At 58.8% G+C, this 26,936-nt stretch carries 26 protein-coding genes; 6 read left to right on the forward strand and 20 right to left on the reverse strand.

Going from position 1 to position 26,936, the window contains the following annotated elements:
* Positions 1 to 40 precede the first annotated feature (40 nt).
* The 4 genes from resB to FHX76_RS09725 are packed head-to-tail and all read right to left on the reverse strand — an operon-like array spanning position 41 to position 3,702.
* Positions 41 to 1,666, reverse strand: coding sequence for a cytochrome c biogenesis protein ResB (gene resB / locus FHX76_RS09710; protein WP_167150508.1), 1,626 nt, complete (start codon positions 1,664 to 1,666; stop codon positions 41 to 43).
* Positions 1,650 to 2,408 carry a cytochrome c biogenesis protein CcdA gene (locus FHX76_RS09715; RefSeq protein WP_167150509.1) on the reverse strand — a complete coding sequence of 253 codons (759 nt, stop codon included), beginning with the start codon at positions 2,406 to 2,408 and terminating at the stop codon, positions 1,650 to 1,652. Before FHX76_RS09715 ends, resB begins: the two co-directional genes overlap by 17 nt.
* A gap of 8 nt (positions 2,409 to 2,416) precedes the next feature.
* Positions 2,417 to 3,064, reverse strand: coding sequence for a TlpA family protein disulfide reductase (locus FHX76_RS09720; protein ID WP_243848766.1), 648 nt, complete (start codon positions 3,062 to 3,064; stop codon positions 2,417 to 2,419).
* Positions 3,061 to 3,702, reverse strand: a complete 642-nt coding sequence (locus tag FHX76_RS09725; protein ID WP_167150510.1) for a histidine phosphatase family protein — start codon at positions 3,700 to 3,702, stop codon at positions 3,061 to 3,063. The genes FHX76_RS09720 and FHX76_RS09725 overlap by 4 nt, the downstream gene beginning before the upstream one ends.
* 185 nt (positions 3,703 to 3,887) lie before the next feature.
* On the opposite strand from FHX76_RS09725, the gene aspS reads away from it, so the two are divergent.
* Positions 3,888 to 5,228, forward strand: coding sequence for an aspartate--tRNA(Asn) ligase (gene aspS / locus FHX76_RS09730; RefSeq protein ID WP_167150511.1), 1,341 nt, complete (start codon positions 3,888 to 3,890; stop codon positions 5,226 to 5,228).
* A gap of 92 nt (positions 5,229 to 5,320) precedes the next feature.
* Here aspS and FHX76_RS09735 read toward each other — a convergent pair whose 3' ends face one another.
* Both FHX76_RS09735 and FHX76_RS09740 read right to left on the reverse strand, forming a co-directional pair.
* Positions 5,321 to 6,547: an aminotransferase-like domain-containing protein gene (locus FHX76_RS09735; protein ID WP_167150512.1), complete on the reverse strand. Its 1,227-nt coding sequence runs from the start codon at positions 6,545 to 6,547 to the stop codon at positions 5,321 to 5,323.
* A 33-nt stretch (positions 6,548 to 6,580) separates the two neighbouring features.
* Complete coding sequence (locus FHX76_RS09740) at positions 6,581 to 7,258, reverse strand: TetR/AcrR family transcriptional regulator (protein WP_167150513.1); 678 nt, start codon at positions 7,256 to 7,258, stop codon at positions 6,581 to 6,583.
* Positions 7,259 to 7,546: 288 nt separating this feature from the next.
* Between FHX76_RS09740 and FHX76_RS09745 the strand changes: the two genes are divergently transcribed.
* Positions 7,547 to 8,929 carry an NAD-dependent succinate-semialdehyde dehydrogenase gene (locus FHX76_RS09745; RefSeq protein WP_167150514.1) on the forward strand — a complete coding sequence of 461 codons (1,383 nt, stop codon included), beginning with the start codon at positions 7,547 to 7,549 and terminating at the stop codon, positions 8,927 to 8,929.
* A 282-nt stretch (positions 8,930 to 9,211) separates the two neighbouring features.
* Here FHX76_RS09745 and rplL read toward each other — a convergent pair whose 3' ends face one another.
* The 3 genes from rplL to FHX76_RS09760 form a co-directional block, all read right to left on the reverse strand.
* Positions 9,212 to 9,595: a 50S ribosomal protein L7/L12 gene (gene rplL / locus FHX76_RS09750; protein ID WP_167150515.1), complete on the reverse strand. Its 384-nt coding sequence runs from the start codon at positions 9,593 to 9,595 to the stop codon at positions 9,212 to 9,214.
* A gap of 86 nt (positions 9,596 to 9,681) precedes the next feature.
* Positions 9,682 to 10,197, reverse strand: a complete 516-nt coding sequence (gene rplJ / locus FHX76_RS09755) for a 50S ribosomal protein L10 (protein ID WP_167150516.1) — start codon at positions 10,195 to 10,197, stop codon at positions 9,682 to 9,684.
* Between the two features lie 224 nt (positions 10,198 to 10,421).
* Positions 10,422 to 11,072 (reverse strand): TetR/AcrR family transcriptional regulator, encoded by a 651-nt coding sequence (locus FHX76_RS09760; RefSeq protein ID WP_167150517.1) that lies wholly within the window; start codon positions 11,070 to 11,072, stop codon positions 10,422 to 10,424.
* A gap of 144 nt (positions 11,073 to 11,216) precedes the next feature.
* Here FHX76_RS09760 and FHX76_RS09765 point away from each other — a divergent pair, with 144 nt between their 5' ends.
* Complete coding sequence (locus FHX76_RS09765) at positions 11,217 to 12,497, forward strand: MFS transporter (RefSeq protein ID WP_167150518.1); 1,281 nt, start codon at positions 11,217 to 11,219, stop codon at positions 12,495 to 12,497.
* Between the two features lie 61 nt (positions 12,498 to 12,558).
* A complete protein-coding gene (locus FHX76_RS09770; RefSeq protein WP_167150519.1) occupies positions 12,559 to 13,899 on the forward strand; it encodes an anaerobic C4-dicarboxylate transporter in 1,341 nt (446 codons plus the stop codon).
* A gap of 14 nt (positions 13,900 to 13,913) precedes the next feature.
* Here the strand turns inward: FHX76_RS09770 and FHX76_RS09775 are convergent, their stop codons facing one another.
* The 6 genes from FHX76_RS09775 to FHX76_RS09800 all read right to left on the reverse strand — a co-directional run bounded on the left by FHX76_RS09775 (position 13,914) and on the right by FHX76_RS09800 (position 19,951).
* Positions 13,914 to 14,231 (reverse strand): SHOCT domain-containing protein, encoded by a 318-nt coding sequence (locus FHX76_RS09775; protein WP_243848767.1) that lies wholly within the window; start codon positions 14,229 to 14,231, stop codon positions 13,914 to 13,916.
* A 124-nt stretch (positions 14,232 to 14,355) separates the two neighbouring features.
* Positions 14,356 to 15,024 (reverse strand): response regulator, encoded by a 669-nt coding sequence (locus tag FHX76_RS09780; RefSeq protein ID WP_167150521.1) that lies wholly within the window; start codon positions 15,022 to 15,024, stop codon positions 14,356 to 14,358.
* Complete coding sequence (locus FHX76_RS09785) at positions 15,021 to 16,298, reverse strand: sensor histidine kinase (protein ID WP_167150522.1); 1,278 nt, start codon at positions 16,296 to 16,298, stop codon at positions 15,021 to 15,023. Before FHX76_RS09785 ends, FHX76_RS09780 begins: the two co-directional genes overlap by 4 nt.
* Before the next feature lie 94 nt (positions 16,299 to 16,392).
* Positions 16,393 to 17,550 (reverse strand): N-formylglutamate amidohydrolase, encoded by a 1,158-nt coding sequence (locus FHX76_RS09790; RefSeq protein WP_167150523.1) that lies wholly within the window; start codon positions 17,548 to 17,550, stop codon positions 16,393 to 16,395.
* A 52-nt stretch (positions 17,551 to 17,602) separates the two neighbouring features.
* Entirely contained in the window at positions 17,603 to 19,156 is a 1,554-nt protein-coding gene (locus tag FHX76_RS09795; RefSeq protein ID WP_167150524.1) for a HAMP domain-containing sensor histidine kinase, read from the reverse strand.
* Positions 19,157 to 19,195: 39 nt separating this feature from the next.
* A complete protein-coding gene (locus FHX76_RS09800; RefSeq protein ID WP_167150525.1) occupies positions 19,196 to 19,951 on the reverse strand; it encodes a response regulator transcription factor in 756 nt (251 codons plus the stop codon).
* Between the two features lie 382 nt (positions 19,952 to 20,333).
* On the opposite strand from FHX76_RS09800, the gene FHX76_RS16375 reads away from it, so the two are divergent.
* Positions 20,334 to 20,939 (forward strand): YqaJ viral recombinase family protein, encoded by a 606-nt coding sequence (locus tag FHX76_RS16375; RefSeq protein ID WP_386762206.1) that lies wholly within the window; start codon positions 20,334 to 20,336, stop codon positions 20,937 to 20,939.
* A gap of 614 nt (positions 20,940 to 21,553) precedes the next feature.
* On the opposite strand, the gene FHX76_RS09810 is transcribed toward FHX76_RS16375, so the two are convergent.
* Genes FHX76_RS09810 through FHX76_RS09830 form a run of 5 tightly spaced genes read right to left on the reverse strand, consistent with a single transcriptional unit; the run spans position 21,554 to position 25,251 of the window.
* Complete coding sequence (locus FHX76_RS09810; RefSeq protein WP_167150527.1) at positions 21,554 to 22,564, reverse strand: 3-oxoacyl-ACP synthase III family protein; 1,011 nt, start codon at positions 22,562 to 22,564, stop codon at positions 21,554 to 21,556.
* Positions 22,565 to 22,621: 57 nt separating this feature from the next.
* The gene (locus FHX76_RS09815) at positions 22,622 to 23,617 is read right to left on the reverse strand and encodes a ketoacyl-ACP synthase III (RefSeq protein WP_167150528.1); all 996 of its coding nucleotides are present in this window, start codon (positions 23,615 to 23,617) and stop codon (positions 22,622 to 22,624) included.
* 2 nt (positions 23,618 to 23,619) lie between these two features.
* Entirely contained in the window at positions 23,620 to 24,261 is a 642-nt protein-coding gene (locus FHX76_RS09820) for a NeuD/PglB/VioB family sugar acetyltransferase (RefSeq protein ID WP_167150529.1), read from the reverse strand.
* Entirely contained in the window at positions 24,258 to 25,040 is a 783-nt protein-coding gene (locus FHX76_RS09825; protein ID WP_167150530.1) for an SDR family NAD(P)-dependent oxidoreductase, read from the reverse strand. Before FHX76_RS09825 ends, FHX76_RS09820 begins: the two co-directional genes overlap by 4 nt.
* Entirely contained in the window at positions 25,027 to 25,251 is a 225-nt protein-coding gene (locus FHX76_RS09830; protein ID WP_167150531.1) for an acyl carrier protein, read from the reverse strand. Before FHX76_RS09830 ends, FHX76_RS09825 begins: the two co-directional genes overlap by 14 nt.
* 399 nt (positions 25,252 to 25,650) lie before the next feature.
* Between FHX76_RS09830 and FHX76_RS09835 the strand changes: the two genes are divergently transcribed.
* Entirely contained in the window at positions 25,651 to 26,910 is a 1,260-nt protein-coding gene (locus FHX76_RS09835; protein ID WP_167150532.1) for a nucleotide sugar dehydrogenase, read from the forward strand.
* Positions 26,911 to 26,936 lie beyond the last annotated feature (26 nt).

Consider the following 26,936-nt stretch of genomic DNA (forward strand, 5'->3'; position numbering starts at 1 on the left):
TTCCGGCGAGCGGTGGGGGCTCTCTCGCCGGCTCCACCGCCTATTCGATTGTCTTTGTATGCTGCTCAACGAGGGCAGCGATTGCGGCATCCAGCGTTGGGTCATCGCCGCGGGCAAGGGCCGCGTACTCAAGACGAAGACCGTCGTCGGTTGGCACGGCCTTCACCCACACGCGACGACGCGGGATGAAGAGCGACGACAGCAGCCCAAGCGTCGCGAGGATCGCGAAGAACAGCACCCAGGTTTGCCCCGGGTTGCTGTGCAGATCGAACGAAACAAAGCGAGGGACTGCTTCAAGCGTGACGGTTCCCATCCCGTTGGGGAGGTCAACCGTGTCGCCAATGCGCAGCTCAAGCGATGGGGAATCTGTCCCGCGACCGGTGAGCTTGGTCATGTCGTCGGTGTTCAGCGCATAGACCGAGGTTGGGTTGCCATCGTTAATGCCGAGGTCGCCCTCGTGCACATCGAGCGTGAGCACAGGGTTCACCAGGTCTGGATAGTTCGAGAAGTACGCGCCGCTGTCGCCCTCAACCTGGGTCGGGTAGAAGAAGCCGATCATTCCGATCTGCTCGCCGAGGCCGTACGGGACCTTAATAATGCCGAGCGAGGTGAGATTCGCATCCTGCGGCATGAAGGGAACAGACTCGCTAAAGACCTCTTCACCGGCCGCATTATGCACCGTGAGTTTGGGTGCGTAGCCGTTTCCGAGCAGGTACACATTTGTACCGTGCAGGCGGAGCGGGTGGTTCACCTTCACGGTGTCTTGACGTTCGGTGCCGTCGCTGTCGAGCACCGTCACATTTGCGGTGAAGTCTTTCGCCTGCCCGAGTGCGGCAAGGTTGCCGTCGTCTGGCGAAACGTAGTCAACCTCAAGGCTGTCGAGGCGGATACCAAAGGGGTCAAGCGAGGCGTCGTCAAAGAACCGGCCTGGGTTGAACGAGTCGTAGTCGATAAGCGCGTTCACCGCGGCCTCGCCTTCGACCAGCAGCTTCTGGCCCTGGTATCCGTATCCGCCGCCAAGGCCAACCGCGATAAGGACGCCGACAAGAGCAGAGTGAAAAATGAGGTTACCGGTCTCACGAAGGTAGCCCCGCTCCGCAGAAACAGAGATTTCGGAGCCCTTGCGGTAGATCTCGGTGCGGTAGCGCTGCTTCTTGAGGATGCGACGAGCCGACTCAATCGACTTCTCGGCAACAGCCGCGATCTCCTCGCTGTTCGCATCCGGATTCTGTAGCAGGGTTTCGTGGTAGCCGGCCATCCGCTTCATACGGGCTGGTGTGCGCGGTGGGCGTGAGCGCATCGCGTCCCAGTGGTGCTTGGTTCGCGGCAGCACACAGCCGATCAGCGAGATGAACAGCAGCAGGTAGATGCTGGAGAACCAGATCGAGGTGTAGACATCAAACGCTTGGAACGGGAACGCATCGAGGATCTTGAAGGCATCAGGGTTCTCAGCCTTGTACTGCACAACGCCGTTAGGGTCTGAGCTGCGCTGCGGCAGGATCGAGCCTGGAATCGCGGCAACGGCGAGCAGCAAGAGCAACAGGATGGCAACCCGCATACTCGTGAGCTGCCGCCAAAACCAACGCAAATAGCCGGTGATACCGAGGCCAACTGGCCCCTTCTCAGCAGAGGCTTTGCTGTCGTAGTGATCAGAGGGGCGTGACATAACTTCCTATCACCGACTGGAGGGCATACATGATTTGTGACCACAGGCCGGAGACCATGAGCACACCGATTGCGATGAGCATGGCACCGCCGATGATGTTAATCACCCGAATGTGCTTGCGCAAGAACTTCGTAGATGAGGTGACCCAGCCGAAGCCAAGCGCGACCAAGAAGAACGGAATTCCGAGGCCAAGGCAGTAGAAGAAGCCTAGCAACCCGCCGCGTACAGCTCCGCCGGCATCAAGACTCAGCGAGAAGATCGCTACGAGCGTTGGGCCGAGGCAGGGCGTCCATCCGATCGCAAAGACGGCGCCAAGAAGCGGAGCCCCCGCGAGGCCGGTCCGCGGCTGCCAGGTGGATTTCATTGTCCGCTGGAGGAAGCTGAATTGCCCGATGAACACGAGACCCATCACGATGACCACGACTCCGAGGATGCGCGTAATGAGGTTCTCCCATTCGGCGAACCACACGCCGACGGTTCCGGCAAGCGCCATGATCGCCACAAAAATCACCGTGAAGCCAAGCACAAAGAGGCCAACTCCGAGAAGGAGGCGTCGGCGGGCCGCTCGGCGCGCCTTGGCATCCTCGTTATCGACGGTTCCGGTGAACCCTCCGACATAGGCGAGGTAACCGGGCACAAGCGGAAGCACGCACGGCGACGCAAACGAAACGAGCCCTGCGAGAATCGCAATTGGCGCGGCAACCCAGAGTTGCCCGTCCTGAATGAGGTGCTGTACGTCCACCGCGGCGGCTACTGTTCAGCCAGCGTGTCGGTAATGAGCGTTGCGAGAATCTTTGGGTCCGCCAGCTGACCGAGGATACGCGCGGAGACCCGGCCCTCGGCATCAATCACCAGCGTGGTCGGTACGGCGTTGAGCGGGATGGACCCCGCAAACGCGCGCTGCACGGCGCGGTTGTTTGGGGTATCCATGATCGACGGATACGTGATGCCAAATTCTTCGGCAAACTGGATGGCCTGCGCGCTCTGGTCGCGAGTATTCACGCCAAGGAATTTGACCCCTTGGTCGGCAAACTGTTCGTTGAGCGATTGCAGGTCTGGGGCTTCAACACGGCACGGCGCGCATCCGGCGTACCAAAAGTTAACAACAGTGACGTTGCCGGCGAAGTCGGCGTTGGTCAGGGTGTTGCCGTGCTCGTCTTCACCTGAAAACTCAACGGCGGGCTTGCGGCTCTCGATGGGGATCTCGGTAAGCGAGCCGTCACCGGCGATATAGCCCTTATCAGCGCCAGAGTTCCACTGCTCGGCGAGGGGGTCGCCGCTGCAACCGGCAGCAATTCCAATGACAAGAAGCGCCGCAATCGACACCCGGACGTTACGCGAAATCGCCGCGCGAGACATGCGCGACGCCAACGACGCCCGCGCTCCAATCGTGGTCATACCGCCCCTATATCAATGGCATTCTTGAGCAACGGGGCAGCTGGGTTGGCATACCCAACCTCGACCCAGGTGCCACTCTGTTTTTCAAACGACGTGATGCTGCTGAGATCACAGCGACGAGTGCGGGGGTCGTGGAACAGGCGCTTGCCGGCGATGTCGAGGTGGGCCATCCAGATTGGCGACTGGTGGCTCACGACCACGATGTCACCTTCTGAGTTTTCCCAGGCGTCGTCCATTGCGGCGCGCATCCGGCCGGCAACCGAGCGGTAGGGTTCGCCCCAGCTCGGGCGGAACGGGTTCCAAAAGCGGTGCCAGTAGCGGGGCTTGCGGAATGCGGCTTCCTTGCCGTGGTTTGGGAGCCCCTCAAACGAGTTTGTTGGCTCGATCACCCGGTGCTCCGTGATGATCGGCAGGTTGAGCGCCTTCGAAATGGGGGCGGCGGATTCCTGGGCCCGCTGAAGCGGAGAGGCCAAGAGCGTGGTGATGTTGCGTCCGCGCGTGGCAAGGTCGTCGGCGGCGGCTACCGCCATCTGCTCACCGAGTTCAGACAGGTGGAACCCGGGGATGCGGCCGTACAGCACGCCGTCGGGGTTGTGGACTTCACCGTGGCGCACGAGATGCAACTGTTTTTCTGGCACCCGTCTATTGTAGGTTCCTTTCGCTGAACGCTTGCCCGGTGCTCAGGAGATCAACTGTTCGCGTTCCAACCCTGCATCCCGATCTGCACCTGCATCTATTTGCGAGTTTTTGTCGAGATTCGAGCGATTTGCCGCAGAAACTCAGAAATAGATGCAGGTGCAGGCGGGCACGGTAGGATTGCCGGGTGACTGAACGCATCCTTATTAAGAACCTGTCTGCCCTCGAAGACGGCCCCGTGCGGGTCGCCGGCTGGGTTGAGACCGTCCGCGACCAGAAGAAGGTCCAGTTCATCGTGCTTCGCGATGAGACCGGCTCTGTACAGCTGGTCAATCCGGCTACGCGCGAGCTCAACGATGAGGATGCCGATTCGGCGACCAAACTCGAGATCACCGAAGCAATCTCTGGCCTTGCCCAGGGCAGCTTTGTGAGCATCGAGGGCGACCTCAAGCACGACGAGCGCGTGAAGCTCGGCGGCATCGAGATCAAAATTCGCTCGCTCACGATCGCTTCAGAGGCCATCCCAGAGACCCCCATCGCGTCTGACTCCAGCAGCGATAAGCGCATGGACTGGCGTTTCCTCGACCTGCGTCGCCCTGAGCAGAACCTCGTGTTCCGCATCCAGACCACGTTTGAGCACGCGCTTCGCACGTATTGGATCGAGCACGACTTCATCGAAGTGCACACGCCGAAGCTCATGGCGAGCCCAAGCGAGTCGCGCGCCGAGCTGTTTGAGCTTGAGTACTTCGATACGAAGGCCTACCTCGCGCAGAGCCCACAGTTCTTTAAGCAGATGGCACAGTCGGCCGGTTTCGGCGCGATCTTTGAGATCGCCCCTGCTTTCCGCGCCGACCCATCCTTCACCTCGCGCCACGCCACCGAGTTCACCTCTGTGGATGCCGAGATCAGCTGGGTTGACAGCCACGAAGATGTTATGAAGCTGCACGAGGAGCTCCTCGTTGCCGGGTTCACTGCGGTCAAAGAGAAGCACGGCGCCGCGATCAAGGAGCTGTTCGACATCGACCTTGAGGTTCCGACGGTTCCGTTCCCACGCATCCCTCTTGCAGAGGCGAAGCAGATTGTCGCCGACCGCGGCTACGAGATCCCTCGCGCAGATGCCGACATGGACCCTGAGGGCGAGCGCCAGATCGCTGCCTACGTCAAAGAGACCTACGGCCACGACTTTGTGTTCCTCACGGACTACGCGTCGAGCATCCGCCCGTTCTACCACATGCGGCACGCTGACAACCCTGAGCTGACTAACAGCTACGACCTCATCTACAACGGTGTTGAAATCTCGACGGGCGCTCAGCGCGAGCACCGCATCGATATCCTCATCGAACAGGCAAAAGACAAGGGCATGGAGCCTGAAGAGCTCGACTTCTACCTCGACTTTTTCCGCTACGGTGTGCCGACTCACGGCGGCTTTGGCATGGGTCTCGCACGTGTGCTCATGCTTATGCTGCACCAGCAGTCGATCCGCGAGGTCACGTACCTGTTCCGCAGCCCGACGCGCCTGATGCCGTAACCTGCGCTCAGCGGCTCCCTCGTGGGGTGCGCTTTTGCTCGTGGGGTGCAAGATTCCGCACCCCACGAGCGGAAGCGCACCCCACGACGCGGTTAACGCGAGGTCAGGGCCTTGCCAAGACGGCGGATGCCCTCGGTGAGGCGCTCGGCTGACTCGAAGGAGAAGGCGATGCGGAAGTTGTTGGCACCAGAGCCGTCGGCGTAGAAGGCCGATCCTGGCACGAACACCACGCCGTTATCGATTGCTGGTTGCAGGAGGTCGTCGGTTGTGTGCCCTGCGGGGAGCGTCACCCAGGTGAAGAATCCGCCCTCCGGCACGGTCCAGGTGGTGCCAACCGGCATGTATCGGCCAAGCGCCGCCATGCTGGCCGCGGCCCGCTCGCGATAGAGCTCTGACGATGCCCGAATCTGCGCCTTCCAATCGAACTCGGTGATGTAACGCTCAACGAGCAACTGGCTGAGCACCGACGGGCAGATGGTTGTCGCCTCGGCCGCGAGCTGGAGCCGGTTGCGCACCTCGACGGGCGCGACAAGCCAGCCGACTCGAACTCCTGGCGAAAAGATCTTTGAGAACGAACCGAGGTAAAACACGTTCTCGGGGTCGAGGCCATGCAGTGACGGCAGGTACTGGCCAGAGAAACTGAGGAGACCGTAGGGGTTGTCCTCAACAATCGCGATGCCCTCTGCCCGGCATATGTCGACGATTTGCTGCCGCCGCTCAAGCGAGAGGCTCACGCCCGCGGGGTTGTTGAAGTTGGGAATGGTGTAGAGCAGCTTGATGGTTTTGCCGGCAGCGCGAAGTTCGCGAATCCGTTGTTCGAGTTGCTCAGGGATGAGCCCGTCGCTGTCAAGGGCGATATGCGAGATCTCAGCTTGGAGTCCTTCGAAGGTGCCTATTGCCCCAACGTAGGTCGGCCCTTCGGCGAGCACTACATCCCCCGGGTCGCAGAACATGGTCGCGATAAGTTCGAGCGCCATCTGCGAACCGGACGTCACCAAAATATTCTCTGGGACTGCGGTGGTGCCCTCCGCCGCCATGACCTCGCAGATGGTGTTGGTCAGACCCTCGGTGCCAGCACCAGAGCCGTACTGCAGGGCTTCGAGCCCCCGCTCTGCCACGATCTCTCTCGCAAACTCTGCCACTTCGCCAAGGGGAAGCAGGCTCAGGTCGGGGTTGCCTCCGGCAAGCGAGATCATCCCTGGCAGCATCGACACCTCAAACACGGCTCTGACGGGAGAGGGATGGAAGCTGTCTGCCCTCGCCGCATAGCGGTCAGCATGCAGCGCATTCACCTGACGTTGGATACTTACGGTGCTCATATCGACTCCTGATACTGAAATGAAGGTGTGCGGTTATCCCGCGCTGGCTGGGCTTGTGTTGTTGTCGCTGAGGACGTCATCCCAGTTGATGCCTAGCTGTTGGGCGGCAAAACGATGAAGGGTGGAGGTCATGATCGCGGGGCTGGTACCGTACAGACCGTTGAGCGTTTGAACGGCGAGCCCGTCAACAACAGCGACGAGCAGCGACGCCAGATATTCGTAATCGACCTCGGCCGGCACGAGGCCACTCTCATCCGCTTCTCGAAGGGAGTCGACAAAAATGGTCCTCCACGTTGCAAGCGAAGCTGCCACCGTGACTCGCACATCCTCGTTCTTGTGGGCGGCAGCATAGACCTGCACCCAGAAACCCCACGCGTCTTCAAACGACTCTTCACCGGCGACGGCAAAGCTCAGGAGGTTATGGATGCTCCTGAGTGGATGCGCGCTTCTAGCCGAGATGCGGCGCCACTCGTCGTTTGTTGCTGAGGTCCGAAAGTCGATACTTGCCAGAATGAGCCGGTCTCGTGTACGAAAATAATGTTGGATCATGCCGATGCTGAATCCGCAGGCCTCTGAGACCGCGGCAAACGAGCATCCGTCAACGCCAACCTTGGCGATGACATGCGAGGCGCACTGCAGGATGTCTCGCCGGCGCTCGGCCGCGGCTTCCTCAGTCATTGCGTGGGTGCGAACTCGCTGAGCCGTCGCCATGGTGTCCTCGTTCCGTATTGAAGCCCGCGCGTCGCGTGTGCGTCTGCGTTGACGCGGCCCCTCATTTCTCCAATAATAAGTGGAACATATTATTTATACAATGACCGAGACCGAACGGACACATTGACCTTCGGCACACACGATCCAAGCCATCGTGCCCAGCAACAAACTGCTGTTGGAGCACAGGCGACAGCGCTAGGATTAGCACCCTGGCTACAACCTTGGCCGAGGCCAGCCCGCCGCCAGCCCAAGCGATATCCACCTCACGATCACAGCAGAGGAACACCCATGTATCAGGTTCAGAATCCCGCCACCGGAGAGCTGCTCCGCAGCTACGACCAGGCCACCGACGAGCAGGTTGCCGCCGCGCTCGATTCCGTCGCTGGCGCCGCCCCCGTCTGGGCAGACACCCCGATCGCAGAGCGCGCCGCGGTACTCTCAAAAACCGCAGACCGGTTCCGCGAACAGCGCGAAGAGCTCGCCAGCATTATCACCGTTGAGATGGGCAAGCTGCGCGATGAGGCCCTGTTCGAGGTCGACCTCTCTGCAGACATCTTCCAGTACTACGCAGACAACGCCGCATCGCTCTTGGCCGACGAAGAAGTTGCCGGACGCGGACCAGCAGCGGTCATCACCAAGCGCCCGCTCGGCGCCCTGCTCGGCATCATGCCGTGGAACTACCCGTACTACCAGATCGCGCGGTTCGCGGCACCAAACCTGCTGCTTGGCAACACCATCCTGCTCAAGCCTGCGCCAGGATGCCCAGACTCAGCCCACGCGCTGCAGGACGCGCTCGTCGCAGCAGGCATTCCTTCGGGAGCCTACGAGACCATCTTCGCAAGCAACGACCAGATTGCGACCGTCATCGCCGATCCGCGCATCCACGGCATCTCACTCACGGGAAGCGAACGGGCTGGTGAAGCCGTTGGCTCACTTGCAGGAGCGGCGCTCAAGAAGCACGTCCTTGAGCTTGGTGGTTCTGACGCGTTCATCGTGCTCGACTCGATGGACGGCGGCGGGCCCTCACTCGACGAGGTCATCGAACAGGCAGTCCTAGGACGCATGGAAAACACCGGCCAGGCCTGCGACTCGCCAAAGCGTTTCATCGTCGCGGCAGAAGCCTACGACCGTTTCGTTGATGGGGTAACCGAGTACTTCGCAGGTCTGAAGGCTGGTGACCCTGCGCATCCGGACACAACCCTCGCTCCCCTGTCGAGCAAGCAGGCTGTCACAGGCCTTCTCGCCCAGATCGAGGATGCCGTCAACAAGGGCGCAAAGCTCCGAACGGGCGGCAAGGCGATCGAGGGCGAAGGCTCGTACCTGGAAGCGACCGTACTCACCGATGTTCAGCCCGGCATGCGCGCTTACTCAGAAGAACTCTTCGGGCCGGTTGCGGTCATTTACAAGGTTGAATCAGACGACGAGGCAGTGAGCCTCGCCAACAGCTCACCATACGGCCTCGGCTCTGCCGTCTTCGCCAGCGATGAGGCTCGCGCACTTGCCGTTGCGAACCGCCTTGAGGTTGGCATGGTTGGAGTCAACGTTCCAGCAGACACCGCGCCCGACCTGCCGTTTGGTGGGGTCAAGCGCTCCGGCGTTGGTCGCGAGCTTGGCACACTCGGCGTTGAGGAGTTTGTCAACAAGAAGCTTGTGCGTACCCCGGCAAATTAGTCGAGGGTCCGGCAAGATCGAGGCCGGGGATTATGTTTGGTGTTCTCGAACACGCGGCAGAATCCCCGGCCTCGTTTGCGTTCGTTCACGTGAATCTGTGTTCCGCAGCCGAACAGATTGGTCACGGATCCACCTACGGGCCTCGGCTTGGGTGGAAGTGTGACCATTCTGGCGCGAATCCGTGCGGGGCCCGAAGGCCCGAGAGGTTCCCTCTTCGTTAAACGCCAGAGGCGATGCCACCCGAAGGTGACACCGCCTCTGAACAGGTAACTGAAGAGTTACTTACGCAAGCTTTACGCCAGCGCCAGCCTCTTCGAGCTTTGCCTTTGCAGCCTCAGCAGCATCCTTCGATGCTCCCTCGAGGATGGGGGCAGGCGCCGACTCAACGAGAGCCTTAGCCTCGCCCAGTCCCAGGCTGGTGAGCTCGCGCACAACCTTGATGACCTGGATCTTCTTGTCGCCAGCCGACTCGAGAACGACGTCAAACGAGTCCTTCTCTTCAACAGCCTCAGCAGCAGCGCCAGCAGCAGGTGCAGCAGCTACAGCAACGGGGGCAGCAGCGGAAACCTCGAAGGTCTCCTCGAATGCCTTAACGAACTCTGAGAGCTCGATGAGGGTCAGTCCCTTGAACTGCTCAAGCAGTTCCTCAGTTGACAGCTTTGCCATGATATTTCTCCTTGTGGTTGTTGCCCGGTCCGCGAGTGCGAGACGAGCGGGGTTTGTGTCTGCCTAGTAATTGCGCCGAAGCGAAATTAGTTGGCTGACTCCTGCTTGTCGCGCAACGCGCCAACCGCACGAGCGGCTCCGGCGAGCGGTGCGTTGAACAGATATGCGGCTCCGAACAGCGAGGCCTTGAAGGCGCCGGCAAGCTTGCCGAGCAGAACTTCGCGGGACTCGAGGTCGGCGAGCTTGCCTACCTCAGCGGCGGTCAGGGGCTTACCGTCAAAGTAGCCTCCCTTGATCACCAAAAGAGGGTTTGCCTTGGCGAAGTCGCGCAGACCCTTTGCAACGGCGACAGGGTCTCCGTGTACAAATGCGATGGCGGTTGGTCCAACGAGGTCTTCGTCAAATGACGAGATACCAGCGTTGTTCGCCGCAATCTTGGTGAGCGTGTTCTTCGACACGGCATATGTTGCGTGCTCACGAATTGAGTTGCGCAGCTCCTTGAGCTGGGCAACCGTGAGACCGCGGTACTCGGTTAGCAGAACGGCGGCAGACTCTTCAAAGTTCTTCTGAAGGTCGGCGACCGCGGCTTCCTTTGCAGCCATGGCGCTCCCTATGCTTAGTCTTCTTGCCTTGCCACGGTTGTGGTTCGGCACCAAAGCCCTCACAATAAAAAAAGCTCCGGCGCGGGGCACTGGAGCTTGGAACGAATTCGTTCGTAACTATTCAATACACCTGCGCGGGCTTCGCTTACGCGATTCTTCGTGTCATTTCTTGCGAAACAACAACCAGCGGTCTTTGGCCAAGGACTAACCTAACACGCTCATCCTCATGAGGCAAGTTCGGGTGGCGCGGGGATGCCGTTGAGCGCAAATTCAAGCTTCCGAGCAAACCAGTCAGCCGCTTCACCGCGGACGGCCGAGCGCATGACCGCAAGCAGGCTACGATCGAGACCTTCCGACCACGGTTCCGCCGGGTCTTCGGATTCGGGGAGCGTTTTCATGAGCTCACGCATGCGCACGCTGTCGATTGCGAGGTCGAGGGTAAGGTCAACCGCCACGGCGGCATCCTCAACCCGGAAGCCAAGGCGGACGAGGGCCGCAATCGCGTCGCTGAAGAGGGTCATCATTTCCGGGCATCTCAGGAGCACTCGTGTCGCGGCCGTCGCCAAGCCGTCATGCCGATAGACAAGCCGCCAAACGGCCCAGGTGAATTGCTCAAGATAGTCACGCCAGTCGTCCTGCGCGACCGGCCACGGCTCTGCCCGAATCAACTCACCGAGGGCAAGAGCCACCATGTCATCAACGCCAGAGACAAAGCGGTACAGCGTAGCCGGGTTGACTCCGAGCGCGTCGGCCACATCGGTTGCCCTCAAATCACGAAAGCCAACCTGAATGATGGCCTCGGCGACCTGCTGCTGGCTCAGCGCGCGCGGTCGCCCAACACGTTTTGCATCGCCGTCTTCCCGCCCTGAGGTCATGCCCATCATTATGCCCGCACGCAGAGAGGTTCCACGATAGACGGATCACCAGAGCCAATTTTGCGAACACTCTTGCAAAACATGCCGACATTCGCCTACAGTTGGCACGACTGCGGTAACTGAACACCAGCATGAAAGACGTTGATGAACTCTCCAGACACCGCCTCCATTCCATTACCAGCCTCAACGGACAGCGTTCCCGCACGTCCGCTCGGCGATACCTCGGCCGAGGATCCATCGGCACAACCGCCTCAAATCGGCCTTGCGCTCTCGGCTGTACTGCTCATGTATACGGGCCAGATGATCCTCAACCCCATCATCGCCCCGCTCTCTCGTGAAGTTGGCCTCGCCGAATGGCAGGTTGGTGTCATGGTGAGCGTCGCGGCGCTCAGCATCGTGCTCAGCAGCCAGTTCTGGGGGCGCAAGTCACAATCGTGGGGAAGAAAACCGGTACTCGTTGGAGTCCTTTCGCTTGGGGCCGCCGCAATGGCGGGATTTGCCGCGCTCTCGTGGCTTGGCATCGAGGGCATCCTCACGGGCACCCCGCTCTGGATCCTCTTTGTGCTGGTGAGGGGCCTCGTCTTCGGAGTCGCCATCGCCGCAGTTGCACCGACGGTACAGGCCTACATCGCAGACGTTACGACCTCGGAACAGTCGCGCATCCGCGGGATGGCCGGCGTCGGGGCCGCGCAGGGTATCGCCATGGTTGGCGGCGCAACGCTCGGCGGCATCCTCGCAAGCGTCAGCCTGCTACTTCCCATCGTGATCATCCCCGTGGTTCTCGGCGGCGCCGCAATCCTGCTCGCGGTGCGGCTGCGGCCGGAGGCAAAACGCGAACTCATCGAGCACCCTGTTCGTGTGAGCCCGTTTGATCCGCGGGTGTGGCCATTCTTGATCGCCGGATTTGGGATGTACACCTCGCTCGGCTTCATCCAGATCATTACCGGGTTCATCATCCAGGACCGCAACCACCTCGATGGACAGGCAACAGCACTGTTCACCGGAATCTCGCTACTGACCGCCGGCATCGGGATGGTGCTCGCCCAGTCGCTCATCGTTCCGCGTGTCTCATGGCACCCGTCTCGGCTGCTCAGAGTCGGTGCCGTTGTCGCGCTCCTGGGTTTTGCGCTCCTCACGATGAATGCAGGGCTTGCCATCCTCATCGCCGCGATCTTCCTGGTTGGGCTCGGACTCGGAATCGCCATGCCCGGCTACACGGCGGGACCAAGCCTGCTCATGGACCGCGACGAACAGGGCGGGTTGGCTGGCATCCTTGGCGCAAACACCGCGCTGACCTTTGTTGTGGCGCCAACGGCAGCAACCGCGCTCTACGGAGTGTGGCCACTCCTGCCGATCCTGGTGAGCGTGGCCGTCATGATTGGGCTCAGCATCTTCCTCGCGCTGCATCCGCGCTTCCGCAGATAACCGCTTAACCAGTACGCTAAAGGCAACAGCACGCGACGACGGTGCTGCAGGAGGTAATGCTGTGGACACCGTGATGTTTATCCTTGAGCTGCTGGTCGTGCTTGGCGCCATCGTCATGGGTACGAGATCCAGTGGAGTTGGGCTCGGACTTTGGGGCGGCACAGGCGTTGCCGTCCTCGTCTTTGTTTTCCAGCAGCCGGTTGGCACTCCCCCGGTGGATGCCCTCCTCATCGTGCTCTCAGTTGTCGTCGCGTCGTCAATGATGCAGGTCGCCGGTGGCATCGACTGGATGGTCACGGTCGCCGCAAAGCTCATCGCGAAGAACCCAAAGCGCATCACATTTATCGCGCCGCTCGTGTCATTCCTCTTTTCGGTTGGCGCGGGAACAAGCAATATTCTCTACCCGCTGCTCCCCGTAATCCAGGATTTGTCGTACCGCAACGGCATCCGCCCGTCGCGTCCGCTCTCGCTCTCGGTTGTGGCAACCGGTGTTGCCCTCGCGTGTAGCCCCGTTTCTGCAGCGATGGCGGCCATGGTCACCCTCACCTCGGTTGCGCCGTATAACTTCGAACTCATCGATATCGTCAAGATCACGTTCCCCGCTGCCCTCATCGGCATCATCGTCGCTGCGTTCTTCGTAAACCGGCTTGGCAAAGACATCAAAAACGACCCAGAAATCCAGGCAAAAATCAAGGCAGGAACGATCCCCGCGCCCGATGCCTCGGCCGCAGGCGCAACTCCCCAGCTGACCTCCACAAAACAGGGCCGAAACGCGGCGCTCATCTTCTTCGCCGGCGTGATTGTCATTGTGGTACTTGGCCTCTTCAAGGGGCTGCGCCCGCTCACCTCTGAGGGCGACCCGCTGAGCATGACGCCCATCATCGAGATTGTCATGATGGTTGTGGGTACGGTCATCCTGCTGGTTGCGCGACCGAAGGTCTCCGAGGTGCCAACAACAAGCGTCTTCAAGGCCGGTATGGTTTCGGCGATCGCGCTCTTTGGTCTCGCGTGGCTTACCGATACGTTCCTCAGCGCGCACCAGGCTGAGATCGCGAGCACGGTTGGAGACCTCGTGCAGGCGGCTCCGTGGATCTTTGCGCTCGGCGTCTTCCTTGTCTGTGTGCTCACAACCAGCCAATCAACTGCAACACGAACGGTTGTGCCGATCGGTCTCGCCGCGGGCATGGCTCCCGGATTACTCGCTGGAATGTGGGCCGGCGCGTTTGCCGGCATTTACCTACTGCCGACCAACGGCTCGCAGATTGCCGCGGCTAACTTTGATACGAGCGGAAGTACCAAGCTTGGAACCAAGCTCTACGACCACTCATTCTTCCTGCCGACCCTCATTCTCGCGGTCACGACCATCATCCCCGGCGCCGCGCTTGGAGCGCTACTCGGCTAACCGGACGCAGGTCGCTAGCGGTTTGCGCGAAGCACCTCAAGGCGGGCCCGATACTCAACCTCGTCAATGTCTCCCTGTGCGAAGCGCTCAGCGAGCGTCGCCTCTGCCCCGCCACTCGCCGAGAACCGCTGCGGCCCATGCGGGCCGCCCCAGCCACGATCAGGGTATCCGGCTTCTCGCCAGGCGGCACGGCGACGACGCGCCGCGAAGCTCACGATGAGCCCGATGATCAGTATCCAGAACAGCGGGAAAACAAAAAACATCCAACCAAACCCGATGCCGGGGCCCCACGCGTGGGCCGCAACGGTTGCGGCGGTAACTGTGCCAATCATGAGCATTCCTTTCAATTTCGACCCGATTCGGCCGTATGGTTCAAGGATGCTCCTGGCAGACCGCCTACACATCTGCCAGCGGGTGACACTGTGACTACTCCCTCGGGAGTGTTGCTCTGGACCGCTAGTCGCGGCTCCAGCCGGGCGTCACCAATCCTGTCTCGTATGCGAGCACAACCAATTGCGCCCGGTCTCTCGCGCCAAGCTTGGTCATGATCCGCGACACGTGCGTCTTCGCGGTGAGCGGGCTCAGCACCAGCCGATTTGCGATCTCCTCGTTATTGAGGCCGCCTCCTACCAGCCCGAGGACCTCGCGCTCACGCTCGGTGAGCTGGGCGAGGCGCTCCGAGTTCGGCGCATCCGAGAGCCCAACTGCCACCCGTTCGAGCAGCCGCCGTGTGACGCCAGGAGACAGCAGCGCGTCACCCTGCGCAACAACGCGCACCGCGCGAATGAGTTCAACGGGCTCGGTGTCTTTGACCAAAAATCCGCTTGCCCCACCACGGATCGCCCTCGCGACATAGTCATCCATCTCAAACGTGGTGACCACAATAATGCGGGTGTTCTTTAACGCTTCGTTGCGGACAATCTGCTCGGTTGCCCAGAGCCCGTCGCCGTCGGGCATCCTAATATCCATCAGGATCACGTCTGGGCGCTCCGCCTCTGCGCGCTCAACCGCTTCTGCCCCGGTCGCGGCCTCACCAATAACCTCGATATCGACCTCCGCCTCAAGCAGCGCCCTGAAACCTGCCCTGATGAGCTGCTGATCGTCGGCAAGCACCACTCGAATCATGACGTTCTCCTGACCGGCAGATATGCCTGTACGCTGAAGCCGGTTTGTTGTTCTCCCGAAGCGGCAGGAGCCCAACCAGCGGCAAACGAACCGCCAAGCAGCTCGGCCCGTTCCCGCATCCCTAAGAGCCCTCCACCGGCAACCGGTTCTCCGTCGCCCACGCCGTTATCAGCGATCGTCAGCACAAGTCTTCCGTCGCGAACGGCAAGTTGAATCTGCACATCGGATGCGGTTGAGTGGCGGACCACGTTGGTGAGCGCTTCTTGGGCGATACGATAGGCAGCAAACTGGACGGCGTGCGGAACCGCGCGTACGTCAGCTTGCTCGGCCCCATCGACTGAAATCGTAAGCGCTGCGGTTGTCCGTTCCGCTGCGAGCGCGCGAATATCGCCAATGTCTTCCTGAGGGCGGAGGGGCGACTGGGATGATTCGTCGGACTGGGCGGTTGGCGTAGATCCGGAGGCGTCGCTTCTGAGCATCCCGAGCACCTCCCGCACCTCTTCAAGTGCGTCTTTGCTCGACCGCTTGATGTTTTCGAGCGCAGCCCTCGCCTGCTCCGGCTGCTGCTCCATGAGGTGGAGGCCAACGCCGGCCTGAACGTTGATCTGAGACAGGGAATGGGCAAGCACGTCGTGAAGCTCACGCGCGATTCGCACACGCTCGGCCTGCTCCGCCGTTTGGCGACGCTGAGCAGCCGCCTGACGCATCTCGCGGAACCGCTGAGCCCTGTTTTGCGCTGCCATGCCAATCACGAGGCACACGGCGATGGCGAGTGTTGTTGCGGCAATCCGGACTGGGGACCACTCAACACCGGTGAGGGCGCCGATAATAAAGACGGCAAGCCAGGCAAGCCCGACGGTCACAAACACCCACAGCTGGGCCCCGCGGACAATACCGATCACGATGACGATGGCGACGGATATGGGTGGCGGACCTGGCTGCGCTGACAAGAGCGCGTTTGCCGCGGCCGCCCCGATCACCAGAACCGCTGTCGGACCAGGCCAGCGCCGAACGCCAAGCAGCCCAAACACCCCAAGAAGCGCGAACCCAATGGGCAGGAAGCCCTGCGGCCACGCGCCGACCTGCAACGACACAAAGACGGCAGCTGGCACCTGCACCACGAAGGAGACAAGCACCGGCATCCACAGCCGAGCCGTGCGCGAAGGGCGGAAGCGGGGGCCGTAGCCGGATGCCCACGGCGGTTCTTCGGCGTTGGCCCAATGCGAGCCGGCCAAGTGGTCGCGCGGATGTTGGGTGTTGCGCGCATCGGCCATAGCCCGATCCTACTTCTGCCAGAGGCTCACCGCATCGACGGGCAGGAGTCATCCCACGTACTCCCATGGGAGTACGTGGCCGGGCGACACGGACCTACTTGCTGCGGAACAGGTCCCATGAGCGCTTGCACGCCTGCGCGATGTCATCGATATGTTGTTTATCGTCGCTTGGCCAGTCGACACCAGGCTGCTGCAGTTCCGCCGTCGCGCGGCCTCCAAGCAAAAATTCGCGCAAGAACTCGGCCTGCACCGCGCTGAGTTCTGCGAGACCACCGCTCGCCGAGGCCGCGGCGACGCGGTCGGCGAGACCGGAAAAACGAGCGCCGGCGCGGATGATTTCGTTGCTCCCGAGATATGGCTGGTTCAGCTGCACATCGTCGTCGTTTGCCGTTGAGAAGCCAGCGCGGTGTGCCGTCGCAAGCGACCGGACGAGGGCGGGATCCATGGTCACCACATTCTCGCCGCGAGGCTCACCCCTATGGTCGCCCCTGTTCGACAGCGCCACAACGTTGGGAAGCCGGTCTGCCTCTGCCCGCTCAACAGTGACGGCACCATCGCGGGTTGTTGTGTGATTCATGGTGTCGTGGAACGACAGCGTCGTAAATCGGGCATGCTCACCGGATGCCGCGCGGGCAAGGGCCAGCTCGGTCATTCGGCCCAAGAGGTCGTCTCGTGTCTGCTCGTAGACGCCGAGCCCCCGTTCAGCCACCCGCTCAAAGGTGGAGGCAAGGTGATCAAGGTCCTGCTCAGTCGCTGGCGGCACAAGCAGGGGGTAGAACGAGAAGGTCACTGGCCGGATTGCGTCAACTCCCGACAGGTCGACGCGGTTCCATCGCCCTACGGCCTCAACACGAGCAAATGCTTCGCGGAGCGTCTCACGGATGTTCTCGGGCCGCTCTCGGTTTGGGTCACGGATCATGCGGGGATGTGGGTTCTCCACGTAGATGATGCGCGGGTCAATTTCTGCCCAACGGCGCACGATCGGTCCGGTCGTTCGGTCGCTGAAGTCGTACTGCAGTCGGTGTGTAAACTCTGGGGCAAGAAATTCGGAGAGTTCGGCGGGGATACGATCGCCAGAATGCGGGCAGCTGACGAGGACGTCGGCCTCCCTCACAGCTTCATCGAGCGTGCGACCGCTGTCTTTGCCCTGGAAGAACGTGATGTCATCGGGGCTGAACGTGGTACCTGCCGGAATCAACACGGGCTCGCCTCGTGCTCCCGTTGACGGTGTCGCTACGGTTTCAGCTGCCATGACTCGCCCCTTTCGCGGCCAACTCTGGCCTACCCCTTGAGCTTAGGACAGATCAGGCCGCTTCAGGTGAGGATTCGGTTGAGGGCTCCCGGCTTTCGCCTGATGGTTGTCCTTGCGGCACCGTGGACGGCCGTACCGACGGCAGCGTAACTGTAAATCTGGTGTCCCCAGGCTTGCTCGTGACGCTCACCGTTCCATCGTGCGCGTGCACAATCGCCTCAACAATTGCGAGGCCAAGTCCGGTGCTACCGGTGGTGCGGGCGCGTGACTCGTCGGCGCGCACAAATCGCTCGAAGAGGTGGTCGACCCGCTCTGGATCGATGCCCTGGCCGTTGTCTGCGACAACAAGCCGCGCGCAGCTTGAACCGTTTTCTTCCACCGTTTCAAGAGAAACGGTGACCTCTGTTCCGGCAGGAGTATGGGTGCGAGCGTTAGCGACCAGGTTCACAACGACCTGGCTGAGGCGCGCAGAGTCGCCAATAATGTGGACGGGCTCGTCGGCAAGTTCAAGCTCCCACTCGTGGTCGGGGCTCGTCACGATGGCATCGGATACGGCATCAAGCACGATCTGTGACAGGTCAACGTCGCCGCGCACAAGCTCACGGCCTTCGTCGAGCCGCGCGAGGAGAAGGAGGTCTTCTACGAGCCCCGTCATGCGAATTGACTCAGATTCAATGCGCTCAAGCGAACGGGTGATGTCGGGATTGCTGTCACCACCGATACGGCGGATGAGCTCTGAATAGCCGCGGATGGATGCGAGTGGGGTGCGGAGCTCGTGGCTCGCATCCGCGACGAATCGCCGCACCTTGTTTTCGCTCTGCTCCCTGGCGACGAGCGCGGTGCCAACGTTATCCAGCATGGTGTTAAAGGCGGTAACAACCTGTCCGACCTCAGAGTCTGCCTCAACACCGTCGGTTGAGACCGGTTCGAAGTTCTCAACAGAGCCGCGATCAAGCTCAAGCTGCGATACCCGCACCGCCGCGGCAGAAACGCGCTCAAGCGGTCGCATCGCCGCACGGATAAACGTGGCGGCAACAAGCGCAACGATGGCCGCCGCGATTGTTGCGATGATTCCGACCGTCCACGTCAGCTGACTGACGGTTCCGTTCACATCGTTCATTGGCGTGCCAACAACGAAGGCCACGTTATTGCCGTGGCCTCCCATGAGACGGTAGTCGCCAAGGCCGGAACCAAGATCCATGGTGTACGGCTTGCCATCAATTTTCAGGGTTGATAGTTTGGTGAGCTGCTCGGTGTTCAACGACGCTATTTGGCCGTATTCGTCAAAATACCCCTGGGTAATGGTGCCGTCGTTCACAACGAGGGCGAGTGTGCCTTCTGCCTGAGCCGGCCCGTAGAGAATACGCTCGGCGCTTGGGATCAGCTGCTCGCCTGGGGCAGGCAGCATCCCTCCGGTTGGCCCCGTTCCCGTTACCTGGCTGCTCGCTCGTTCAAAGCTCGCGGACAACTGCTGATCGAGCCGCTCCATGAGGCTGGTCCGAAGCGTCAATACGCTGACAACACAGATAAGAATGCTCGACGCGGCAACCAGGCCAACAACGGCGAGGACGATCTTGCGTCGAAGGGTGGTTGGGGTTCGCGGCATCCGCGGGGTTGTTATTCGAGCCTGGTGGCTACTCATCGATTATTCACCGGCTGGAACCTTCAAGATATAACCGACACCGCGAACCGTATGAATCATGGGTTCCCTGCCAGCATCAATTTTCTTGCGAAGGTACGAGATATACAGCTCAACAACGCTTGCTTTGCCGCCGAAGTCATAGTTCCAGACCCGGTCAAGGATTTGCGCCTTGCTCACGACGCGGCGCGGGTTACGCATGAGGTACCGCAGCAGTTCGAACTCGGTGCTCGTGAGCTCGATGAGTTCGCCGCCCCGCATCACTTCGTAGCTGTCCTCATTGAGGGTCAGGTCGCCAACCCGAAGCACGGGGTCATCGGCGGAGGTTGTCAGAATCGACCTGCGCACGAGTCCCCGAAGCCTGGCAACAACTTCTTCGAGGCTAAAGGGCTTCGTGACGTAGTCGTCGCCCCCAGCGGTGAGGCCGGCGATGCGATCGTCCAGCGAGTCTTTGGCTGTGAGGAAGAGGACTGGGACGTCGCTGCCCTCTGACCGCAACCGAGAAAGGACAGCCATACCGTCGATATCAGGAAGCATGATGTCGAGCACAATAACGTCTGGCTGAAATTCGCGTGCTGCGGTCAGCGCGGTTCGCCCGTCAGCCGCCGTCCGAATCTCCCAACCCTCGTAACGGAGGGCCATCGCGAGCAAATCTGACAGCGAGCTTTCGTCGTCAACAACGAGGGCACGCACGGGCTGGCCGTTGGCCTTGCGCAGTGCCGCGGTATCGTTTGGCCGTTTGACGTTGTTCGAGGAGCTCATGCCACCATTATGCGCTCTCAATCTATGTCCACCCTATGAATAATCTTTAACTTGGCAATAGGCCGGATGCCGTGGGTCACGGGCCCGAATCGCGGCCAACATGGCGCACAATAGAGGGGTGCCACAATTTGTCCTGAGCCCGCAGCCGGGAGACCACTCTCACAACGTGGCAGGACTGTTGGCCGCATCCGTTGATGGCGGCCTGAGCCAGCAGAACAACCCGGCTCGATCCGCGGGGCTCAGCGACCAGACGGGACGAGCAGACGCAACAGCAGAACAGGGCGGACCCGTCCTTGGGCATCACACCGGCGCGGCCGGCGGTGCGCGATCTGCGCAGCTCACCGGCGCAGCAGGACTTGGCATTCCAGCGGAACCGGCAACCGTGATCCTCACGCCCCACCAAGAGTCTTTTGCTCAGCTTCGGCAACGCATCGTGGTCGACGGCAACGACCGCGTTGCCTGGCTCAAAGCACGGGCCCGCGGTATCACGGCGACCGACGTGGCCAAGCTCACCTCGGCAAAATCCATTCAGAGCGCAGCCGAATCGAAACTCTTTGGCAGCGGCTTCAGCGGCAACGCCTATACCGAACACGGGAAAGCTCGCGAACCTCACATCGCGGCATGGGTGCGCGGTGAATACGCCATCCTCCCAAGCAACGCGCTCTATCGCTCTGGCGGGGATGCAAGGCACCTCGCAACCCCAGACGGTATCGCGGTGCGCGAGTCAGGCTCTATCGAACTCTCCGAGATCAAAACCACCAATAAGAGCTGGCGCAGCATTCCGCGCAACTACCTCCGCCAGGTCTGGTGGCAGCAATACGTGCTTGGTGCTGACCGCACGCTTGTGGTCTGGGAGCAGCATGAGAATTTTGTGCCAATTGGCGAACCCCTCTGTCAGTGGGTCGACCGCGATGACAACGAAATCCACAAGCTCGTCACACTGGCAAACGAACTCATCGCAACGCTCATTGAGCGCACGAGTCGGTAGTTTGCAACTGCTGAGGTGACCTCCAGCTCAACCGTTGTGAGCGGTCTTTGAGGTTAAGCTGCGCGTTGAAAACGGGTTCCTTGCTTCTACCCTTGTTAATCGTCTCGGGGCGGAGAAGTCACCGCAAGCCGGGTGGCTACGCGGTTGCACATCCATGGGCACCCGCCTACTTCAGGTCAACCACACGAGTTTAGGTGTGCGGTGTCGGCAGCATCTTTGCGTTGTTTGCAACGTGCTTCTCGCAAAACATTGGGCGATTCGCGCCGTGGCAAGCTGTGTCAGGATCATTGCCATCTTCGCAATTTTGTGTTCTATACAAGCGAAACTTCGGTCCATCGGATAGGACCAATCCTGTCAATCATGACGACGCTAGTGAATTGGGCAGGAACTCCAAATTCACGACTGAGTTCGACCAAACTTCTGGAGCCGCGACCCGGGCTATGGCTCGGCGTTCTGTCGCTTTCTCGACATCTTTGGCACTGGCCACTCATCGTCACAATGGCGTAACCACTCTTACTCAAAAATATAATTCGGTCACACCGCTCAGGAAAAAGCCTGATCAAAGTCGAGCATTCTAGACATTCGCCTGAAAGAAAAATCAAGCTGCCGTTGTTCTACCCCCAGGTAAGAACAAGACCGCCCCATGACAGGCCAACACCGAACCCCAGCAGCATAACTTTCATACCTGGCTTCAATCGCCCGTCTGAGGCGATTCGACTCAATGCAATTGGAATCGTTGAAGACACAGTATTTCCAGACTCAGAAAGTTCAATGACAAATTTCTCAACGGGGATATCCATCTTCTTCCGAAGATGCTCCAGCATGAACGCATTTGCTTGGTGAAACACGAATAGGTCGATATCTTCAGCCGTCAGTTGGGCCTTCATTAGTATTTGCTCAGCCACAGCTGGAACACGATCAAGCGTGAAGTTAAAAATTTCCTTGCCGTCCATATACAAGTCATGGCCGCTAGCGTCAAGCCCTCGGGCTTCAGGCACGGATGCAGGTGCCAAATCACGGCCATCACGAAGACCACCGTTGGGGACGATAAGGTGCTTGGCCCCTGAGCCATCCGTACCATATACCATTCCGTTAAGATGCGATTCCTTCGCGTCTCCCACCACGAATGTGGCAGAGGCACCGTCGCCAAAGATAGTTCTCACGGACTTATCTTTTTCATTAATGAATTTGCTATATGTGTCGGCAGTAATAACAAGCACATTATTCACTTGGTTCGACTCGACGAGACCTTTTGCTAGTCCAAGCGCATAGGCATAACCAGAGCATCCCAGGTTAATGTCAGTGGCCCCAAGATTCCGCTTCAGCCCAAGCTCAGCCTGAACGATCGCCGACGTCGTCGGTAAAAAGAAGTCAGGGCTTTGCGTGCAGAGAATCAGGTAGTCAACGGAGTCTAAGGATATACCGTGTTCCTCCGACAACCGCTTCGCGGCGTTCACGGCAAGATGAGAAGAGAACTCATCCGCAGCTGCAATGCTGCGCGAGGAAATCCCAGTTTTTCTCGAAATCTTATCCACTGACCACTCAGGAAATTCACGGCTGAGTTTTTCATTCGTTAATTTCGAGTCGGGAAGGTAGTAGCTAACTGCAGATATCCTGGCATGCATGATGCTAAGGATAGTCGGACCTCCGAGGAGAAGCGAACTCGCGTTGGAGGACAACCCTCACAATGTGACGACAGCACCAGCCCAGGAAAAACCAACACCAAACCCTAGTACCAAGATAGAGTCACCTGGCTGTGCACCCGATTCAGCAATTCCAATTGGAATACTCGACGAGGACGTGTTTCCACAGTGTTCAATGGCCATCACGAATTTTTCGTCTGGGATGTTCAACTTCTTTTGTAGATGCTTAAGTATAAAACCGTTGGCTTGATGAAAGACAAAATAGTCAACTTCAGCCATGTCCATTCCTGCGCGATCCAGGATATCCATGACAGATTGTTCTGTAATGCGCAGCGTAAAGTTGAAAATCTCCTTGCCGTCCATATAAAGATCGTGCCCGGTTGACTCCAGTCCACGCTCGGTTGGATCAGATTTTGGCGAGAAAAGCCCACCATTTCTGAGCCCGCCGTTGGGAACTAAAAGATCCTTTGCGCCGGTACCGTCGGTGCCATAGACAAAGCCGTTTAACTTACTCGCGCCAGGCTCGACCTCGACAAGAGTTGCGGCCGCTCCATCACCAAAGATTGGCACCGTTGACTTATCGTTTTGGTTACTCAACAAACTCAGCACATCGACAGTAATAATCAGTACTTTCTGTGCTTGATTTGACTCAACAAGCCCCTTAGCAAGCCCAAGCGAGTAAACAAATCCAGAACAACCAAGGGTGACGTCAACAGCCCCAGCCTCATCGTTCAGTCCCAGATTCTCATGCACAATACAGGCCGTTGTTGGCAGGTAGAAGTCGGGGGTCTGCGTGCAGACAATAAGATAATCGATCGAATCAGAGGCGATATTGTGACTAGCGAAAAGCTTCTTGGCCGCGGCAGTCGCTAAATCCGAGGCAAATTCACCGGGCTCGGCTACATGTCGAGATTCAACTCCCGTCGTTGCCGATATTCTTGAGACTTTCCAATCTGGATGCAATTCCTGGAGCGTTTCGTTGGAAACGAGACCTTCGGGAAGTAGATAGTCAACTGCCGCAATCCGTGCACCCATGATCAAACTCTTTTCGGAATTAGTTTTGCTGGATTTCCATAGGTCGTACCCTGTCGTTTTACTGATCGCATCACGACGCTGCCTGCCCCAAGAACGACATCGTCTGCGATGTTGAGCCGTGGCGAGACAGTCACGCTCGTCCCCACAAACACATTATTTCCCAGTTTTGAATTCCCGCCGATAAAGCAGTTAGAACTAAGGGTATTAAACTCACCCAACACGGCATCGTGTCCAATCGATGAGCCAACGTTAAGGTGCGTATGTCGGCCAATTGTTACGTCTACACTTACCAATACTTTCGGGCACAGGATGACCCCGGCCCCAAGAACACTGCGGGAACCCACAAAGGCGGTATCGTGCACAAAAGGCACGAACGTCGCACCCTTATCCTCGAGAATTCGTACGACTCGAGTCCGACTTTCAGGTAAAGCAATAGCGCAAACAAAGAGGTCGTTTACTGAGGGAACAAATGAGTCAACGCTGCCAAGCACCTTCACACCAGCAACTTTGTCTGTTGCGGAGTCATCAATAAAGGCAACGGACGAAATCAAATTATCACGGCAAAAAATGGGCGACGAATCAACCCATTGGACAAGTTCACGCCCAAAACCGCCGGCTCCCGCAACTATCAATCTCTTACTCATTGAGCGGTGTACCCCCCATCAATAATTAGCGACGTCCCTGTTATCCACCGAGCCGCTGGCGACATGAGGAAAAGAACCGCGTGCGCAACTTCAAGTGGTGTCCCAAGGCCAAGAGGATGCTGGCGAACAACACTGTCATAATTTTCGCTACCAATTTGTTGAGCAAGAGAGGTAGCCATAGGCGTCTCAACGACCCCCGGGGCCACAGCGTTTACTCGAATACCCTCACGAGCAAGTTCAATTGCGAGAGACTTGGTTAAGGAGATGACTGCGCCTTTGGTGGCTGAGTATTGACTCGTCGCTGGCTGCCCTACGAGACCAGCAACTGACGCGAGAAAGACCAGACTTGGGTCATTCTTCTCAATAGTACGAACACGAAACCCCTTAGCTAGCATCATTGCTGCAGTGACGTTAACGTCAAAGAGCGCACGCGTCCGAGTTGCGCTAAGTGCCTTTAGCGGTGCCGTCTCATGCAAACCAGCAGAGTGCACTAACCCGTCAAGACCGCCCTCAAACGCTGACGCTTCTTTCACAAGCTTAGGAATGTTATCAAGGTCACTGAGGTCAAAGACCAAACCGTGATGCCCAGATCCGGGGAGTTCTGTAACTACATTCGAAACACGATTCGAGTCTCGCCCTACTATGACGACTTTGGCCCCCATCGTGGCTGCAAGCGTCGCAGTTGCAAGCCCGATACCGCTGCTACCTCCGGTAATCAGAATGCGCTTACCAGTGATTCCATACGAAACCAGGAGTTCGTCTTTATCAGACGGGGTCATTCACAAACCCAAACAAATCTGAAACAGTGACACTGTTTGACAATTCGTTCGCGTCAACAGAAACATTCAGCTGAGAGTCAAGTTCAGCGATAAACGTAATGTCAGCGAGAGAGTCCCAATCGATCTCTTTCAGCACATCGGTCATTCTGATTGTACCGGTCTCAACCTCTAGAATTTCCTCGACAAGACCAAGAAACTGTTGTTCGTTCATGCTATCTAACCATTGCTCCTAAGCAGTCTGATTCATTCAGACCCAAGACTATACTAGGATTACCTTAAGGTCATATTTTCCGTGCCCAAACGATGGTTGCCACACTCCCGTTCCATGCAGAACGTACGACTCGTGACCATCCGCATGCACCATAGATTGGAAAACCAATTAGGAACTGTCCGCGCTTTAAAAATCAACATGTCGACCACCTGCTCACTTAGTCGAATTCGTCAGGTGTCAGTGTGTGTCAGTTACTCAGCGGAGACGTATTTTTAAGGCTTGCATCAATTACGGACTGTGCTGGGCTCCACTCTGACGAGAATCTCAAAACGACGCGTCATAATCACAACGTCCGGTACCTGTCGAGGTACCGCGGGCAACGATACAGGGAAACAGAAAATGAATCAGAAAGTAGTTGTAGTCGGCCAAGGCTATGTTGGACTCCCCGTTGCGATGCGCGCGGTTGAGGTTGGCTACGACGTCGTCGGCATCGATTTGGATGTACGTCGCGTAGAGCAACTCCGCGAGAACGTTTCCTACGTAGATGATATTTCCCACGAAACGCTCACGGCAGCAAATGAATCGGGTCGATACCTGCCTACGACTGACTACGCCGATGTACACGACTTCGACATCGCGGTCATCACCGTACCAACGCCGCTTCGCGACAGCCTCCCCGATCTCTCCTTCATCGAGCGATCAACAGAGTCGCTCGCCGCGCACCTCCGTCCCGGAGCAACCGTCATCCTTGAGTCAACGACATACCCGGGAACAACCGAAGAGTTGGTTGTGCCAATTCTTGAACGGCTTTCGGGTCTCAACGGCGAAACTGATTTCTTTGTTGGCTACAGCCCAGAACGCATCGATCCAGGTAACAAGACGTGGGGCTTCGTTGAGACTCCCAAAGTGGTTTCGGGAACCAACGCAGAATCGCTTCAACGAGTTCAAAGCTTTTACGACGCGCTGGTAAAAACGACGGTTCCCGTGAGCTCACCAAAAGAAGCCGAGTTGACCAAGCTCCTTGAAAACACGTTCCGGCACGTCAACATCGCACTAGTCAACGAGCTGGCTATCTTTGCCCACAAGCTCGGTGTGAACGTCTGGGAATCCATCGATGCGGCAAGCACCAAGCCCTTCGGATTTATGAAGTTCACGCCAGGCCCAGGCGTCGGAGGACACTGCCTGCCAGTAGACCCCAGCTACTTGTCGTGGCAGGTCCGACGCAAGCTCGGACAGAACTTTCGTTTTGTTGAACTCGCAAATGACGTCAACGATCACATGCCCGACTATGTCGTCCAGCGGCTGATGGTTCTGCTGAACGCACAGGGCAAGGCCCTGAACGGAGCCAACGTCTTGCTCGTTGGTCTTGCGTATAAGAAGAACACGGGTGATATCCGCGAATCACCGTCCCTGCGGCTCATTGAGCTGCTTCGTGAATACGGTGCGAATCTCACAGCGGTTGATGATCGAGTTGAAGACCACCAGTGGCCAGCCGGCCTGACCAAGGTAAGTCTCGACGATGCCACCATCGACAGCAGCGATGTTGCTTTGCTCATCACTGACCATGACGATATGCCGTTGGAGCTGCTCGAATCCGGTTTGCTGCCAGTCTTGGATACCAAGAATCGCTTGACCGGAACCACTGTTGAACGACTTTAGCTTTTTCGGTAACCCAACAAGGCGAT

The organism is Lysinibacter cavernae (assembly GCF_011758565.1).
GTDB classification, from domain to species: domain Bacteria; phylum Actinomycetota; class Actinomycetes; order Actinomycetales; family Microbacteriaceae; genus Lysinibacter; species Lysinibacter cavernae.